The organism is Stenotrophomonas sp. 109824_Sma (genome assembly GCF_056480025.1).
Genome location: NZ_CM151078.1, coordinates 358,420 through 373,838 on the forward strand (window position 1 = coordinate 358,420; position 15,419 = coordinate 373,838).

Genomic DNA, 15,419 nt, shown 5'->3' on the forward strand with positions numbered 1-15,419 from the left:
GTATTCAATTTTTCGTCAAGTTTGCCGGGGACGACGTGCCGACCAACGGTCGGCACCCACCCGATCAGCTGTAGCGCTGCTTCAGCATCGCCCACGCCGAACGCAGCGCCAGCGCTTCGCCACCGGCCGGACGGCCCGGGCGTTCGCCGTCGTTCCAGGCGTACACGTCCAGGTGCGCCCAGCGCTGGCCTTCTTCCAGGAAACGCTCCAGGTACAGCGCGGCGGTCACCGAGCCGGCCATGCGCGAACCGGCGTTGGCCAGGTCGGCGATGCCGCTGCTGAGGTAACGCAGGTAGGGGCGCCACAGCGGCATGCGCCAGACCGGGTCGCGGGTCGCGTCGCCGGCCTGCAGCCACTGCTGGGCCACGCTGTCGTCATTGCTGAAGAGCGCCGGCAGATCCGGGCCCAGTGCGATGCGTGCGGCACCGGTGAGGGTGGCGAAGTCCAGCACCAGGTCCGGCTTCTGCTCACCGGCGAAGGTCAGCGCATCGCACAGGATCACGCGGCCTTCGGCATCGGTGTTGTCGATCTCCACGCTCAGGCCCTTGCGGGTGGCGATCACTTCGCCCGGGCGGAAGGCATCCGGACCGATCGCGTTTTCCACCGCCGGCACCAGCAGGGTCAGGCGAACCGGCAGCCCGCGTGCCATCACCAGGCCGGCCAGGGCCAGTGCATGCGCGGCGCCGCCCATGTCCTTTTTCATGTTGCGCATGCCGTCAGCTGGCTTGATGTCCAGGCCGCCGGTATCGAAGCACACGCCCTTGCCGACCAGGACCAGCGCCGGATCAGTGTCCTTGCCCCAGCGCAGCACCACCAGCCGCGGCGCGCGGTGCGATGCACGGCCCACGGCGTGGATGGCCGGGAAGTTCTGCTTCAGCAGCTCATCGCCGGTGATCGCTTCGACCTGCGCGCCATGTGCATTGGCCAGGGCGCGTGCGGCGTCTTCCAGCTGCTGCGGGCCCATGTCTTCGGTCGGCGTGTTGACCCAGTCACGCACGCGCAGGCTGGCGGCGATCAGGTCTGCAACCTCGCCGGACGGTGCCGCCACCAGCTGCGCCGGTGCACGGTTGCGCTTGCGGTAACGGTCGAAGCGGTAGCTGCCCAGGCCCCAGCCCAGCTGCAGCAGGGCCAGTTCGGCGGCCGGCAGTTCGCTGGCCAGCTGCCACACGCTGCCTTCCGGCAGGGCGTGCGGGGCATGCGCATAGCTGTAGGCATCACCACGATCACCCACACCCATCACCGCACCGGCCAGGCCATCGCTGCCGGGCAGCAGGGCCACGCTGTGCGCGCCGGCGGTGAAGCCCTGCGACGCCAGCCAGGCCTGGGTGGCGGCCGGCTGGCCGTCCTTCCAGGCCGCGAACTGCTCGCGGTCCAGCACGTACAGCGGCAGCGCTGCGGCGGTGTCGGTGGTGAAGCCAGTGATCTCGCTCATGCGTCAGGTACTCCGGGGTGCGGCGGCGTCGAGGTTGGCATCCAACCAGTCGGCCAGGCCGGTGAGGGTGTCGAACTGCAGGTCCGGCTGCAGGTGCGGATGGGTCCAGGTGGCTGCTTCGCGGTTGATCCAGCACCCGCGCAGGCCGGCGGCGATCGCCCCGGCCACGTCCATCTCGGCATGGTCGCCGACATGCAGTACCTGTGCCGGCGCCACACCCAGGCGGGTGCAGGCGGCGTGGAAGATGCTCGCCTCGGGCTTGGCTGCGCCGTGTTCGCGCGCGCCCAGCTGGAAGGCGAAATGATGGGCCAGGCCGATCCGCTCCAGATCGGCATTGCCATTGCTCAGCGCTGCCACCGGCACCCGCGCGGCAATCCGCGCCAGCGCATCGATCGCATCGGGGTAGCACTCGACCTGGTTGCGTGCGGCGTAGAACACTTCATACGCCGGTTCCAGCAGATCGAGACTGGCGCCGCTGCCGTGCAGGGCTTCGTGCAGGGTCAGCCGGCGCAGCGCGCTCAGGTCGTGGTGGAGGTGCGGATGGGCGTGGTACAGGCGCTCGCGCAGTTCGCGCATCGCTGCCACCGGATACATCTCGGCGGTGGCGGGGCTGTGTTCACGCATCCACGCGTGCAGGACCAGGTCGATGCGGGCGCCGATCGGAGCGAACGGCCACAGCGTGTCGTCAAGGTCGAGAGTGATGGCTTGGACGGGGAAATTCACCCCGCCATTCTACGCCTGCCCGCGCGGGCTTTCATTCCAGCAACCGCGCCCAACCCTGCATGCCGTCCAGCCGTGCCAGCACCAGCTTGATGCAGACCAGCAGCGGCACCGCCAGCAGCAGGCCGATCATGCCCCAGGCCCAGCCGAACACCATCAGCGCCAGGATCAGCACCAGCGGCGACAGCTTCATCCGCCGGCCCAGCACGATCGGGGTCACCATCTGCCCTTCCAGGGTGTGCAGGGCCAGGTAGGCAGCGGCCGGCAGCAGGGCCTGCAGCGGGTCGCGGAATTCCACGAAGCCCATCAACAGCATCAATGCCACGCCGATCAGTGGGCCCACGTACGGGGCGAAATTCAGCAGGGCCGCCACCGTGCCCCACAGCAAGGCTTCCTGCAGGCCGATGCCGAACAGCATCAGCACGCCGGCGAACACCAGCCCGACCAGGGTGTTGATGACGCTGATGGTCAGCACATAGCGCGAGACCTCCCGCTCGATCGACCGCAGGATGTCGGTGGTGAAACGCTGCTGCTGGCGGTTCGGGAACAGCGCGATCGCTGCGCGCTGCAGGCTCTGCCCGTAGATCATGAAGAACAGGGTCAGCAGCACCACCGCCAGCACCGACGCGGCCAGGCGCGGCGCACGGGTCAGCATGCGGTACGGATCGTCCAGCTGGGTGCGGATCACCTGCACCTTGTGGTTGCTGTCACCGCCGGCCACGCGGGCGAAGTTTTCCGCGGCCTGGTTGGCCTGCTGCACCGGCTTGGTCAGGTCCTGCACCTGACGGGCCACTTTGCGCAGCTGCTGCGGTGCTTCCTGCGCCCATTCCATCGCCGGGCCGATCAACTGCACCGCCAGCGAACCGGTCACGCCCAGGCCCGCACCGAGGATCAGCAGGGCGCCCAGTGCGCGCGGAATCCACAGCTTCTGCAGCAGGCGCAGGATCGGGTTGCCGACCAGTGCGAAGAACATCGCCAGCAGCACCGGCAGGATGATGTCCTGCGCGGCCCACAGCGTGTAGCCCACCGCCAGGGTTGCCAGCACCACCAGCGACATCGGCCCGCGCGGGCGCGAGGGGGGCGGCAGCGGCGCTTCCGCATCCTGCGGATCGGCCGGTGACGGGGACAGGAGGGACTCGCTCATCGACGCACCAACCGGGAAGGGGAGCGCATTATCCGCCGGCCGCGATCGGCGCGGCGGATTCCGTGGATCAACGTTCGGACAGCTCGGTGGCCGCTTCGGCCGGGCGCGGTTCGCGCAGTTCCGGTTCGGGTTCCGGTCGCGGTGTGGGCCGTGCGTCGGAAGCGGAGGCCGCCGCCTGTGCCTGTTCGCTGGCATCGTCGGCTTCTTCGGCCGCGTCGTCGGCGCTGGCTGCCGCCTGCGCCGCCATCGCCGTGGCGAACGCCGCCTGTGCACTGGCGAACAGATTCGAGACCGAACCGACCATCTGCAGCCAGCGGGCACCGTTGACCTTGCCCGGCACTTCCAGCTTGCCGGCAATAAAGCCACCGGCCAGGCCGACCACCACGATGCGCAGCGGCGACCAGCCCTGTCGCCAGACCTGGCTGAGCGTGGACCAGTGGTCCTGGGTCTCGACCAGGCGCACGGTCACCACCTGTTCGCAGCGTTTCACCCGCCGCTGCAGCGCACCGAACTTCATGGCTTGCCCTCCGGCAACTGCACATCGGCATCGGGGTCATCTTCGCTGGGCTCGTCGAACAGGCCCAGGCGTGACAGCTGGCGCCGGGTGGCGTGCATGCCGGTGTGGTGGAAGAAGTAGGACACCCGCCAGATCGCATAGCCGGTGACGGCCAGGCTCAGCAATGAGGTGATCAGCAGCGCCTGCAGCCAGCTCAGGCCCCAGCTCTGCAGCAGGGCGATGAGGGTGGCGGCCATCAGCAACCACGCCGACGCACCGAACACGATCGCCACGCCGGCCCAGGCCAGCGCACGACCGAACGCGCTGCGTGCCAGCGCGAAGTCGGCCGAGGCCAGGCGGCGCAGCGACCGCAGTGAATGCTTGGCCGAATCGGCAGCGGCACGACCGGCCGCGCCGACCTGGCGGATGCTCTCATCCAGCGGCGGGGTGGCCGCCGGATCAGGGGCTTGCGCGTTGTCTTCGCTCACGCCGCGGCTTACTTGTCGCTGCTGCCGCGGGCCAGCTTGGCAATGATCCAGCCGGCAGCGAAGGCGACGCCGAACGAGGCCAGCGGACGTTCACGGATCAGCTCGGCGGCGCTGTCGATCAGGTCCTTGCCCTTGTCCATCAACGCGTCGACCTGTTCCTTGGCAGCGGCACCACCGAATTCGGCGGCGGCCAGGCCAGACAGCGCGCTGTCGGACAGTTCGGCCTTGACGTTGGCCTTGCCGATGCGCAGTTCGTCGGTCGCGGCACCGGTTGCGCCCTTGATCGCACCGCCGGCGGCCGTGGCGGCCTGCTTCAGGTGGGAACCGGCTTCACCCAGGTGTTCCTTCAGGTTCTCGGTATTGGTGGGGCTCATCGAATCACTCCTGTTGCGATGGGGGAACGGGTGTCGGCGGTGCCGACCTGGACTGACAGCAATAGCATTGCCGGGGTATAGGGGGTGTTACGGCAGGGCGATCAGCGCATCACGAGCTGGCCCTGCTGCTGGCCATTGTTGCGCAGCACGCGCACCACCAGGGTCGGCGGGCGTTGCTGGAAATTGGCTCGCCAGCTGGCCAGGTCGGCGAATTCACCCACGGTGGCGTCGGTGATGATGTCGCCCTGCTGCAGGCCGTTGGTCGCCGCGCGGCTGCCGCGCTTGACCTCGCTGACCAGCACGCCGCCGACACCCGACTGCCGCAGCGACTCGGGCAGGTCGACGAAGGTGGCACCGGTCAGCCGCGGGTCCAGGCTCTCGCCGGTGACCGCACGCGCCTGTTCCTTCAGCGTGGCCTTGATCTGCAGCGGCTTGCCTTCGCGGCGGACGTCCAGCGCCAGCGGGCTGCCGACCGCGGCCAGGCCTTCCACGTTGTGCAGGGCTTCGGCGCTGTCCACGCGCTGGCCGTTGGCCGAGACCACCACGTCGCCCGGCTTCAGCCCGGCCGCGGCGGCGGCCGAACCGGCCAGCACGCGGGTGATCAGCGCACCCCGCGTTTCGCCCAGGCCCAGCCCCTGCGCGATCTGCGCGGTCAGGTTCTGGCTCTCCACGCCCAGCGTGCCGCGCACCACCACCCCGTGCTTGACCAGCTGGTCGACCACGCTGCGCGCCAGGTTGGACGGAATCGCCAGGCCCAGGCCGATGTTGCCGGCCATGCTGCCCTGCGGGTTGAAGCTGGCGGTATTGATACCGACCAGTTGGCCCTGCAGGTCGACCAGCGCACCACCGGAGTTGCCCGGGTTGATCGATGCATCGGTCTGGATGAAGTTCTGGTAGCCCAGGCCACGGATGCCGCTGCGGCCCACCGCCGAGACGATGCCCGAGGTGACCGTCTGGCTGAAGCCGAACGGATTGCCGATGGCCACCACGAAGTCGCCCACCCGCAGCTGGTCACTGTTGCCGAGCTTGATGTCGGTCAGGTTCTGCGCCGGGATGCGGATCAGCGCGATGTCGGTATCACGGTCCGAACCGAGGAACTCGGCCTTCACCGTGCGCCCATCGGCCAGTGTCACCTGCACGTCATCGGCGTTCTCGATGACATGGTGGTTGGTCAGCACCAGGCCTTCCTTGGCGTCGATGATCACGCCCGAGCCCAGCGATTCGTTGATGCGCTCCTGCGGAATGTCCGGGAACAGGCGGCGGAAGAACGGGTCGTTGAAGAAGGGGTTGCGTACGCGCACCACCTGCTTGGTGTTGACGCTGACCACCGCCGGCATCGCCTTTTCCAGCATCGGCGCCAGCGACGGCACCGCCTGTCCGGCCACCGCGGCGGGCAACGCGGCCGTGGTCGGCAGCACCGCTGGCAAGGGGGCTGCGTCGGCACGGTTGTCCAGGTGGGCATTGATGCCGGTGGCAACGAAGCCACCGAAGGCGGCGGCGATTGCGAGCGTGAGCAGGGTGGGAAGCGGTCGCATGGGAGTCGGTTCGCTGGCGTGGATGGGGGCGGTTCGGCCCTACGGTAAAACAAGCTGAATGAGTGTGTCGCGATCTGGATAAATGCGCCATGAAAACCGCAGGCCGAAGAAGGCGGGTGCGGAGGCTGACAGCAGGGCTGTGGCGACACCCGCACAGGCGACGCCTGCATCACCGAAGACGATCGCTGGGCGCGCGGACACAGACCGATACTTGCGCAGTTCCGCGCAACCGGGTGCCGCAATACGCCACAACACGCATCGGATGCCGCATCCGTGCAACGGCACGCAACGACCATCTTCGACCACGCAGTGGATGTGGCGTAGTCCTTAAAAAAAGGGGTTTCCTGTGAACCCGCCGCTCCTGCGGCAGTGGTGGGCTACACCATGGCCGTCGCATCAGATGCGATTGCGGGCGCGTGCCCCGTTCCACGATCGTCAATGTCGGTATAGCATCGCCCCGTTTTGATACTTAAGGCCCCCAGGAGGGCAACATGAGCAACGGTAATGGTGTGTCGGTCGTGACCGACGCCGTCGAGAACGTCAAAGAAGCCGCCACCAACGTCGGCGAGACCATCGCCCACGCCGCCGAAGACGCCGTGAAGTCGGTCAAGAAGACCGTCAAGCGCGCCACCAAGGCTGCCGGTACCCGCGTTGCCAAGGCCAAGAAGGCTGTGGCCAAGGTCGAGAAGACCGTTGCCAAGAAGGCCGAGAAGGCCGCCAAGTCGGTCGGCAAGACCGTTGCCAACGCCAAGAAGAAGCTGGAAGCGGCCAAGAAGAACGCCAAGGCCGAAGCCGCTGCCCTGAAGAAGGAAGTGGCCAAGAAGAAGGCCGCTGCCGGCAAGGCTGTGACCAAGAAGGCCGCTGCCGCCAAGAAGACCACCAAGGCCGCCACCAAGGCTGCCGGCAAGAAGGTCGCCACCGTGAAGAAGGCCGCCACCAAGAAGGCCGTCGTCGCGAAGAAGACCGTTGCCAAGAAGACCGCGGCCGCCAAGAAGGTGGTCGGCAAGAAGGTCGCTACCGCCAAGAAGGCCGTGGCCAAGAAGACCGTCGCCGCCAAGAAGGTCGCTGGCAAGAAGGCCGTGGCTGCGAAGAAGGTTGTCGGCAAGAAGGTTGCCGCCACCAAGAAGGTCGCCACCAAGAAGACTGCGGCCGCCAAGAAGGTGGTCGGCAAGAAGGCTGCTGTCGCCAAGAAGGCCGTCGGCAAGAAGACCGCCGCTGCCAAGAAGGTTGTCGGCAAGAAGGCCGCCGTCGCCAAGAAGGCGGTGGGCAAGAAGGTTGCCGCCACCCGCAAGACGGTCGCCAAGAAGGCTGCGCCGCTGAAGAAGGTCGCCGCCAAGAAGGCTCCGGCCAAGAAGGCCGTGCGCAAGGTCGCCAAGCGCAAGTAATCGCGCCGCGACCGAAGGCCCTGCCACCCCACCGGGTGGTGGGGCCTTTCGCGTTTCTGGGGCAAGATGCAGGTTCTTCCTGCAGGAGCCCCGGGCATGCGTGGTATCGACTTCAGTTCCTGGCAGGGCGTGCTGTCCACGTTGGCCGGCCTGGTCCTGATCACCCTGCTGGGCGTGGGCATCCGCCTGCTGGTGATGCAGACCCTGCAGCAGCGCCGCGAGCGCGAGAACCGGCAGATCAATGAACGGCTGCGCACGCTGATGGCCGCCTACAAGACGCTGGGCGGTTCGTTCACTGGAGAACTGGGCGTGGATCCCAGCCATCGCCGTGACCTGCGCCAGCGTGAAGATGCCGAAGGGATCGCCGAGCCGCGCTCGGACCGTGCGCGGCGCATCCGCGATGCGGTCGAGGCCGCGCTGTCGGACATCCTGCTGCTGGGCACCGACGAACAGGTACGGCTGGCCGCGCGCGCGGCCAATGAACTGGCGCAGGGGCGACCGGTGCACACCCATGACCTGGTGGTCTCGCTGCGCGATTTCGTGCGCGAAGCACTGGACCTCGCGCCAATCCCGGCCGATCTGCAGATTCCTCCGCAGGGGCCGACCCGGCCCGGTGCCAGCGGCGGCGGCAAGGGCCGCAACGACGGCGATGCCAAGGGCGGCCGTGCGGGTGGAGGCGGCGGTGGCGGCGGAATGGGTGCCGGCATGGGCCTGGGGGCCGGCGCCGCACTGGGCGCCGGCCATGCCGCTGCCAGCGATGACACGGACGCGCGCTGAGCACGTCCGCCGGGTTCAGCGCGTCAGCTCGTAGAGCGGCACGAAGCCGCCGTAGATCATCCGCGCGCCGTCGAACGGCATCGGATTCTTCGCTGGATCAAACCGCGGGTCCTCCATCATCTTCTGCATGCCGGCGTCGCGGGTCGGCTTGTCCGGCCATTCGATCCAGGAAAACACCACCGTCTCATCCGGCGTGGCTTTCACCGCGCCGAAGAAATCGGTGGTCTTGCCGTGCGGCACGTCATCGCCCCAGCACTCGACCACGCGCAGCGCGCCGTACTCGATGAAAACGGGATCCCCAGTGCGTGCGTGGGCGAGGAACTTCTCCTTGTTGGCGATGGGTACCGCCAGGACGAAACCATCGATGTAGCTCATTGCCTGCCTCCGGATGGACCGTGCCGCATGCACGGCCTTCAAGTACACGACGAACCAGCGCGTCGGGGATCGACATCCCGCGTGTGCCTGTTCAGCCCGGGCCACCCGGGAGCGGTGCCAGCACCGTCTCCGGCGGTTCCCGGCCGGCCAGGTGACGCACGAAGTAGTCCCACATGCGGTGCGTGTAGGTGGCGTCGTTGCGGAACAGTTCGTGGTCCTGCCGGGCCAGGTACAGCAGGTCGTAGCGGCGCTGGGCCGTGTTCAGGGCCGCAGCCAGCTGCAGGGTCAGTGCCGGCGGTGCGTTCTCGTCCAGTTCGCCGTAGACCAGCAGCAGATGCCCGCGCAGGTTGCCGGCCAGCGCTGCGTTGTCCAGCCCGGCAAAGGGCACCGGCACGCCATCGGCCATGGCCGTGGCCGGCAGCACGCCCGCGAACAGCCGATCCATGCCGTGCAACGCGCCGCCGTACATGCCCTGGAAGTTGTGGCTGCCGGCCGATGCCACGCCCACCTTGTAGAACGCCGGGTAGCGCAGCAGGGCGCGCGCCGCACTGTAGCCGCCGAACGAATGCCCGTAGATACCCACCCGCTGCAGATCGATGCCCCGGTAGCGTTCACCCAGCTGGCGCAGTGCAGCCACGTGGTCATCCAGCTGCACATCGGCAGCGTGCAGGAAGCTGCTGTCATGGAACGCCTTGTCGCGGCCGCCGGTGCCGCGCGCATCGATGCTGACCACCACGAAGCCCAGTTCGGCCAGGCTGGCGCGCGAGACGGGATTCAACGCCGATACGGCTTCGGCATAGGTCACCGGCGCATTGCTGATGAAGGCACCGCCGTACATCGCATCGATCACCGGGAAGCTGCCGTCATCGCGATAGTCACGGGGCAGGTAGACGGTGGCGAAGATCGGCGTGTGCCCGTCGGCGGCCAACAGGCGTTCGCGCCGCGGTGGGCGCCAGCCAGCGGCAACCACCGCGTGGTGGTCCGCCTCTTCCAGCACCATCACTTCGCGACCATCATCGCTGGCACGCAGCACGGTGCGCGGCGGCTGCACGAGGCTGGAGACGGTATCCACCAGATAGCCCCCATGCGGCGACAGTGCCTGCGGCGCGCGTCCCCCGAACAGCGCACCGGTGCCGGCATCGGCCAGATGGTCGCTGCCATCGGCGGCCAGGCGCTGCACCGGTCCGCCGCGCAGCGGAACCCGGTACAGGCCGCGCACGTAGGGATCGCCGCCCTCGACACCGCCGGCGCTGAAATACGCCCAGCCGTGCGCAGCGTCCACGCCCAGCAGGTCACGCACCGCCCAACGGCCACGCGTCAGCTGGCGCAGCACCTTGCCGTCGGACAGGCGCACCCGGTACAGATGGCCCCAGCCATCGCGCTGCGAGAACCACACGGCCGTGTCCTGCCCGGGCAGGATCGCCACCGCTGGCCGGTTGTACGAATACACGTTGAGCTGCAGGCGGGTATCGCTGGCCTCCTCCAGCACGGTGCGCAGTGCACCGCTGCTGGCCTCGATCTCCACCAGGCGCAAGCGCCGTGGCGCGCCGAAGTGCGCGATCACGGCATACAGGCGGCCACCGTCCCAGCCCAGGATGCCGGCCTCGCTCAGGGTGTTCCAGCCTTCGGGCAGCGTGATGTCGTGCTGCCGGCCGCTGCGGGTATCGACCACATACAGGCTGTCGCGTACCTGTTGTGCGTCGCCCAGCAGCCCCAGCTTCACCGTATGCACGCGTGGGCGCGCGCTGTTGGCCGGCGTGCTTTCCAGATAGGGGTAGTCCTGCAGTGCACGTTCGTCGTAGCGGATGCCGGCCACGTAGCGGCCGTCCGGTGACCAGCCGACCGCGAACGGCCGTGCCGGCATCCGGCCCTGGCGGCGTGGAATACCGCGCAGGGTGAAGTCCGGCAGTACGCCATAACCATGGCCGGGTTCACCGCCGGTGGTCAGCCCTCGTGCTGCCATTCCGGGCGACTGCAGCCACAGATTGTGGTCGCGCATCTGCAGCCAGGCATCGCCAGCGGGCGAAGGCAGTGCATCTGCCGGCGGCATTGCATCGTGCGACCGCACGCAGTGCCAGCGTGGCCATTGGCAGTCGACCGGCATCTCACCGCTGAAACGCAGCCGCAGGCCATCACCCATCACCTGCACGCTGGCCAGGCGCAGGCGTGGCCCGCTGGCTCCGAAGGGCGCAACCGCAGTGTCCAGTGCGTCCGGCTCGAACAGGATCTGGCGGGTGGCCTGTGCTGGATCGACCAGGACCGCCTGGCGTCGGCCCTGCGTATCTTCGCGTTCGTACCAGAAGCGGCCATCGGCCAGCCAGTTCGGCACGATCGAGGCATTGCGCAGCGCACCGCGCAGATGGCTGTCGTGCACGCGTTCGGCGCGCTGGTAGTCGGCGGGCTGCAGCGGCTGCGCCGATGCGATGGAAATCACGCCGGCGAAGGCCAGGATGGCGGCGCAGAACGGGAACCGCAGCGGGGCAGGCACGTGCAAGGCAACCTCCTGTTGCAATCGTCGGCGGGGTTCAAATGCACGCGCGCCGCGCGCGTATGCCAGACGCAGCCTGAATCAAGGCAAAAAATTCAGCAATGCGAAGACTGCTGTTTTCAGGGAGCGTTGTGGCGAATAACGGAGAATTTACATTCCCGATGCGATGGCGCCCTGGCGCTGCTGCACACCATAAGAAAGTAAAGGTGTACCCCCATGAAGAATTCGCTGATTGCTCTGGCCCTGGCCGCTGCCCTGCCGTTCACCGCCTCGGCTGCTGAGAACCTGTCCTACAACTACGCCGAAGCCGACTACGCCAAGACCGACGTCGATGGCATCAAGGCGGATGGCTGGGGCGTGAAGGGTTCCTACGGCTTCCTGCCGAACTTCCACGCCTTCGGCGAATACAGCCGCCAGGAAATCGACCACACCAACCTGAAGGTTGACCAGTGGAAGATCGGTGCCGGCTACAACGTTGAAATCGCTCCGAGCACCGACTTCGTTGCCCGCGTTGCCTACCAGAAGTTCGACCCGAAGCACGGTCTGGACTTCAACGGCTACAGCGCTGAAGCCGGTATCCGCACTGCCTTCGGCGCCCACGCCGAGGTCTACGGCATGGTCGGCTACGAAGACTACGCCAAGAAGCACGGCGTCAATCCGGATGGCCAGTGGTACGGCCGCCTGGGTGGTCAGGTCAAGCTGAACCAGAACTGGGGCCTGAACGGCGAGCTGAAGATGAACCGCCACGGCGACAAGGAATACACCGTCGGCCCGCGCTTCAGCTGGTAATTGCTGCCCCGGCGCGATTGCGCGCTGGAGAAGCCTCGACAGGCCCGGCTCTTGCCGGGCCTGTTGCGTTTGTGACGTCGCAAAACAGAATGTCATCTGACTGGTGGCGCACCCGGGCCGAGCATTGCAAGGAATTGGATTCCGCCGCTGCGGGCACCGACCTACGGTGGATGTCCCATGTTGCCTGGACATGCCGCGATGCCGCCGATTCTTCCTCCCCTGCTTCCTGATCGGCCACGTCGCCTGGCGCTGCTGGATCCGCACCCGGTATTGCGGTTGGGCGTGGAAGTACTGCTGCGGCAACACGGTGGCGTGCAGGTTCGGCTGAGCCTGTCCGACGAGGGCGACCTGCTGCAGCTGCTGGAGCGCAGCCCGAGCTGCGTCGACCTGCTGCTGATCGACGCGTTGCCGATGGGCGACGTGGGCGATGGATTGGCCTTGCTGCGGGTGCTGTCGCAGCGCTGGCCGGCGCTGCCGGTGCTGGTGTTGTCGGCGCACTGCAACGCCAGCACGGTGACCACCGCGATGCGTGCCGGCGCGCGCGGCTTCCTGTCCAAGTCGACGCCACCGGAAACGCTGCTGCGCGCCATTGACGTGGTCGCTCGAGGAGGGCGCTTCGTACCACCGGAACTGCGTGAGGAGCTGAAGCTGCCACGCACACGCCGGGCATCCGCACCGGTGCTGGCGCCGCTGAGCCAGCGCGAACGTGAAGTGCTGAGGCTGGTGCTGAAGGGCTTCAGCACCAGCGAAATGGCCCTGCGATCGGGGCGCTCGGCCAGCACGATCAGCTCGCAGAAAACCTCGGCCTACCGCAAGCTTGGTATCCGCGGAGACGGTGACCTGTTCCGCTTCCGCCACCTGCTGGAATGCGGATGAGCGGCGTTACTCGCCCTGGTACTGCTTTTCTTCCACCAGCGCCGAACCGGCCACGCGGTTGATCTCGTTCTTCACCTGCACGCGCTCGCCATTGGTGCCATAGACACCGCGTGCCAGCTGGATGAAGGCATCGTCGAACACCTGGGCCGCTTCCTTGTCGCGCAGCTGGTCCTGGATGTCCCACATGCGCTCGTTGATCGCCTTCAGCTGCTGCTTCAGTACGGCCAGCGCCGGCTGTGCCTGCAGCTGCTGCTGCAACAGGGGCAGCAGGCCGTCCAGCTCGGTGCGCACGTTGGCCAGCTTGGCCGCATCGTTGATGCGCTCGGCCTTGATCTCGAGAATGGTGATCTTGTCGATCAGCTCGCCGATCGATACCGGGGTCAGGATGGCGTCCACGCGGTTGGTTCCTGGAAACAAGGCGCCATGATACCGCGCCGTTGGCGCGTGGCCTCCATCCACGGGATTTACGCCGAATTTGCGCCGCAGGCCGGGCAGCACCCTCGATCCGTTACGGCCACGCACTGGACACTGCCGTCCCGGCGGCGTGACCGCATTCGACGAGGAACACAGTGCAGTGAACAGCAAGGGGATGATGGCGGCGGTGGTGGCCGCCCTGGCAGGGCTGCTCGGCATCGGCAGCGCGCAGGCACAGGTGCAGGTCAGTGGCAGTGCAGCACTGACCAGTGATTACGTGTGGCGCGGCAGCTCGCAGAGCGATGGTGACCCGGCGGTGCAGGCCGGCGCGAAGATCTCGATCCCGTCGGGCTGGTATGCCAGCGTCTGGGGTTCCAACGTTTCGTTCAAACCGGACAATGGCGCGCGCAGCGAGTTCGACCTGGTGGCGGGCTGGTCCGGCGCGCTGGCACCGGACTGGACACTGGACGCCAACCTGACCCGCTACATGTATCCGGGTACCGGCCGTGCGCTGGACTGGACCGAACTCAACAGCACCGTGACCTGGAAGCAGCGCGCCTGGCTGCAGGTTGCGCATTCCAACGATGCGCTGGCCGGTGGCCATCGCGGAACCTATGCCCAGCTGGGCGTGCGTGTGCCGCTGCACGAACGCGTCCGCCTGGAAGCAGCGGTGGGCCAGTACTGGCTGGCCACCGCGCAGGGCCCGGACTACCTGCACGGCCAGCTCAGCGCCATTGCCACACTGGCTCCAGCATGGGAGCTGCGCGCCACCGTGCATGACACCGACAGTGCAGCCAAGCGCCTGTTCCCGGGCAATGCCGGTGGACGGTGGGAGCTGGCACTACAGGGCAGCTTCTAGTTCGACGATGCCGCCTGGCGCGCACGCAGCGCGCCGGGCAGCCACAGCAGCAGGGCCAGCACGGCTACTGCGGTACCGGCAAGGCAGACGCCGGTCCAACCGTAGCGCTGGTAGACCTGTGCCGACAGCAGCGAGCCCAGCGAACCGCCGATGAAGTAGCCGGTCATGTAGCCGGCATTGAGCCGGTTGCGTGCCGCCGGTTGCAGTGCGTAGATCAGGTTCTGGTTGCTGACGTGCAGCAGCTGTGCGGCCAGGTCCAGCACCACCACGCCAACCAGCAGCGCCAGCAGCGAGTGGGCCGACAGCCCCAGTGGCAGCCACGACAGCAGCAACAGCACCAGCGCGATGGCGGTGGCACGACCGGTCTGGCCACGGTCGGACATGCGCCCGGCCAGGCCCGCAGCCAGCGTGCCGGCGGCACCGACCAGCCCGAACAGGCCGATGGTGGCATCGCTGTAGGCGTAAGGTGGCTGCGCCAGCAGGAACGCGAGCGGGGTCCAGAAGATCGCGAACATGGCGAAGCTGCAGGCGCCCAGCAGGGTGCGCTGGCGCAGCACCGGCTCCTGCACGAACAGCACGCCGATCGAGCGCAGCAATGCGAAGTAGCCGAGGCCGGCACTGTGGTGGAATCGCGGCAGGCCGCGCTGCAATGCCAGTGCGGTCAGCACCAGGGTGCCGGCAGCGATCGCATACACCAGGCGCCAGTCACCCAGGCTGGAAAGCAGGCCGGCCACGGTACGCGCCAGCAGGATGCCCAGCAGCAGGCCACTCATCAAGGTGCCGACCACGCGGCCACGATGTTCCGGCGCGGCCAGCGTGGCGGCGAATGGCACCAGTACCTGTGCCACCACCGAAAACAGGCCGGTGATCGCGGTGCCCACCAGCAACCAGGCCAGCGACGGTGCGCAGGCGCTGATCACCAGGCCGCCAGCTGACAGCAGGCTCATCACCACGATCAGGCGGCGGCGTTCGAACAGGTCACCCAGCGGCACCAGCAGGATCAGTCCGGCGGCATAGCTCAGCTGCGCGGCGGTGACCACCATGCCGACCTGGCCGAACGGCACGCCGAAGGCATCGGCGATGGTGTGCAGCAGCGGTTGCGCATAGTAGTTGCTGGCCACGGCCACGCCGGTGGCGACCGACATCAGCAGCACCTGCCAGCGGTGCAGAGGGGGGAGGGACGGGCTCACGCGGTGTTCCAGGAAGCGGGGGAGCACAGTGTCCGCCTGCTGCGATCATGATGGAAATGAATCATCATCATCCCTGT

General features: G+C 67.6%; 16 protein-coding genes. 5 read left to right on the forward strand and 11 right to left on the reverse strand.

From position 1 onward, the window contains the following. Positions 1–64: 64 nt before the first annotated feature. The 7 genes from ACZK1G_RS01645 to ACZK1G_RS01675 all read right to left on the reverse strand — a co-directional run bounded on the left by ACZK1G_RS01645 (position 65) and on the right by ACZK1G_RS01675 (position 6,189). Entirely contained in the window at positions 65–1,432 is a 1,368-nt protein-coding gene (locus tag ACZK1G_RS01645; protein WP_197622109.1) for a leucyl aminopeptidase family protein, read from the reverse strand. A 3-nt stretch (positions 1,433–1,435) separates the two neighbouring features. Continuing rightward, positions 1,436–2,155, reverse strand: coding sequence for an HAD family hydrolase (locus ACZK1G_RS01650; protein ID WP_014035679.1), 720 nt, complete (start codon positions 2,153–2,155; stop codon positions 1,436–1,438). A 31-nt stretch (positions 2,156–2,186) separates the two neighbouring features. Then, positions 2,187–3,296, reverse strand: coding sequence for an AI-2E family transporter (locus tag ACZK1G_RS01655; protein WP_049444574.1), 1,110 nt, complete (start codon positions 3,294–3,296; stop codon positions 2,187–2,189). A 67-nt stretch (positions 3,297–3,363) separates the two neighbouring features. Beyond that, positions 3,364–3,813 (reverse strand): hypothetical protein, encoded by a 450-nt coding sequence (locus ACZK1G_RS01660; RefSeq protein WP_049444577.1) that lies wholly within the window; start codon positions 3,811–3,813, stop codon positions 3,364–3,366. After that, on the reverse strand, positions 3,810–4,280 hold the full coding sequence (locus ACZK1G_RS01665) for a phage holin family protein (RefSeq protein WP_004153834.1): 471 nt from the start codon (positions 4,278–4,280) through the stop codon (positions 3,810–3,812). The genes ACZK1G_RS01660 and ACZK1G_RS01665 overlap by 4 nt, the downstream gene beginning before the upstream one ends. An 8-nt stretch (positions 4,281–4,288) precedes the next feature. After that, the gene (locus ACZK1G_RS01670) at positions 4,289–4,654 is read right to left on the reverse strand and encodes a hypothetical protein (RefSeq protein ID WP_004153835.1); all 366 of its coding nucleotides are present in this window, start codon (positions 4,652–4,654) and stop codon (positions 4,289–4,291) included. Between the two features lie 101 nt (positions 4,655–4,755). Beyond that, positions 4,756–6,189: a Do family serine endopeptidase gene (locus tag ACZK1G_RS01675; protein WP_014035682.1), complete on the reverse strand. Its 1,434-nt coding sequence runs from the start codon at positions 6,187–6,189 to the stop codon at positions 4,756–4,758. A gap of 491 nt (positions 6,190–6,680) precedes the next feature. Between ACZK1G_RS01675 and ACZK1G_RS01680 the strand changes: the two genes are divergently transcribed. Both ACZK1G_RS01680 and ACZK1G_RS01685 read left to right on the forward strand, forming a co-directional pair. Then, entirely contained in the window at positions 6,681–7,574 is an 894-nt protein-coding gene (locus ACZK1G_RS01680; RefSeq protein WP_049444579.1) for a hypothetical protein, read from the forward strand. Between the two features lie 96 nt (positions 7,575–7,670). Then, entirely contained in the window at positions 7,671–8,351 is a 681-nt protein-coding gene (locus tag ACZK1G_RS01685) for a hypothetical protein (RefSeq protein WP_101764773.1), read from the forward strand. A gap of 15 nt (positions 8,352–8,366) precedes the next feature. Here ACZK1G_RS01685 and ACZK1G_RS01690 read toward each other — a convergent pair whose 3' ends face one another. Both ACZK1G_RS01690 and ACZK1G_RS01695 read right to left on the reverse strand, forming a co-directional pair. Further along, the gene (locus tag ACZK1G_RS01690; RefSeq protein WP_049444583.1) at positions 8,367–8,726 is read right to left on the reverse strand and encodes a DUF1428 domain-containing protein; all 360 of its coding nucleotides are present in this window, start codon (positions 8,724–8,726) and stop codon (positions 8,367–8,369) included. A gap of 91 nt (positions 8,727–8,817) precedes the next feature. Continuing rightward, positions 8,818–11,220 (reverse strand): S9 family peptidase, encoded by a 2,403-nt coding sequence (locus ACZK1G_RS01695; protein WP_101764774.1) that lies wholly within the window; start codon positions 11,218–11,220, stop codon positions 8,818–8,820. Positions 11,221–11,430: 210 nt separating this feature from the next. Between ACZK1G_RS01695 and ACZK1G_RS01700 the strand changes: the two genes are divergently transcribed. Together ACZK1G_RS01700 and ACZK1G_RS01705 are read left to right on the forward strand one after the other, a co-directional pair. Beyond that, the gene (locus tag ACZK1G_RS01700; RefSeq protein ID WP_014035687.1) at positions 11,431–12,003 is read left to right on the forward strand and encodes an OmpO family porin; all 573 of its coding nucleotides are present in this window, start codon (positions 11,431–11,433) and stop codon (positions 12,001–12,003) included. Positions 12,004–12,180: 177 nt separating this feature from the next. Further along, positions 12,181–12,879 (forward strand): response regulator transcription factor, encoded by a 699-nt coding sequence (locus ACZK1G_RS01705; RefSeq protein WP_080347504.1) that lies wholly within the window; start codon positions 12,181–12,183, stop codon positions 12,877–12,879. Between the two features lie 6 nt (positions 12,880–12,885). On the opposite strand, the gene ACZK1G_RS01710 is transcribed toward ACZK1G_RS01705, so the two are convergent. Next, a complete protein-coding gene (locus ACZK1G_RS01710) occupies positions 12,886–13,275 on the reverse strand; it encodes a DUF6165 family protein (protein WP_049444589.1) in 390 nt (129 codons plus the stop codon). 178 nt (positions 13,276–13,453) lie between these two features. Here ACZK1G_RS01710 and ACZK1G_RS01715 point away from each other — a divergent pair, with 178 nt between their 5' ends. Next, positions 13,454–14,152, forward strand: a complete 699-nt coding sequence (locus ACZK1G_RS01715; protein ID WP_049444600.1) for a TorF family putative porin — start codon at positions 13,454–13,456, stop codon at positions 14,150–14,152. Here the strand turns inward: ACZK1G_RS01715 and ACZK1G_RS01720 are convergent. Continuing rightward, a complete protein-coding gene (locus ACZK1G_RS01720; RefSeq protein ID WP_236251721.1) occupies positions 14,149–15,297 on the reverse strand; it encodes an MFS transporter in 1,149 nt (382 codons plus the stop codon). The two genes, ACZK1G_RS01715 and ACZK1G_RS01720, sit on opposite strands and share 4 nt — an antisense overlap. Positions 15,298–15,419 lie beyond the last annotated feature (122 nt).

Excerpts from the sequence above, each read along its gene's own strand:
- ACZK1G_RS01655 (WP_049444574.1), bottom strand. The coding sequence starts at position 3,296 with ATGAGCGAGTCCCTCCTGTCCCCGTCACCGGCCGATCCGCAGGATGCG.
- ACZK1G_RS01675 (WP_014035682.1), bottom strand. The coding sequence starts at position 6,189 with ATGCGACCGCTTCCCACCCTGCTCACGCTCGCAATCGCCGCCGCCTTC.
- ACZK1G_RS01660 (WP_049444577.1), bottom strand. The coding sequence starts at position 3,813 with ATGAAGTTCGGTGCGCTGCAGCGGCGGGTGAAACGCTGCGAACAGGTG.
- ACZK1G_RS01700 (WP_014035687.1), top strand. The coding sequence starts at position 11,431 with ATGAAGAATTCGCTGATTGCTCTGGCCCTGGCCGCTGCCCTGCCGTTC.
- ACZK1G_RS01720 (WP_236251721.1), bottom strand. The coding sequence starts at position 15,297 with ATGTCGGTCGCCACCGGCGTGGCCGTGGCCAGCAACTACTATGCGCAA.
- ACZK1G_RS01705 (WP_080347504.1), top strand. The coding sequence starts at position 12,181 with ATGTTGCCTGGACATGCCGCGATGCCGCCGATTCTTCCTCCCCTGCTT.
- ACZK1G_RS01680 (WP_049444579.1), top strand. The coding sequence starts at position 6,681 with ATGAGCAACGGTAATGGTGTGTCGGTCGTGACCGACGCCGTCGAGAAC.
- ACZK1G_RS01690 (WP_049444583.1), bottom strand. The coding sequence starts at position 8,726 with ATGAGCTACATCGATGGTTTCGTCCTGGCGGTACCCATCGCCAACAAG.
- ACZK1G_RS01685 (WP_101764773.1), top strand. The coding sequence starts at position 7,671 with ATGCGTGGTATCGACTTCAGTTCCTGGCAGGGCGTGCTGTCCACGTTG.
- ACZK1G_RS01670 (WP_004153835.1), bottom strand. The coding sequence starts at position 4,654 with ATGAGCCCCACCAATACCGAGAACCTGAAGGAACACCTGGGTGAAGCC.
- ACZK1G_RS01645 (WP_197622109.1), bottom strand. The coding sequence starts at position 1,432 with ATGAGCGAGATCACTGGCTTCACCACCGACACCGCCGCAGCGCTGCCG.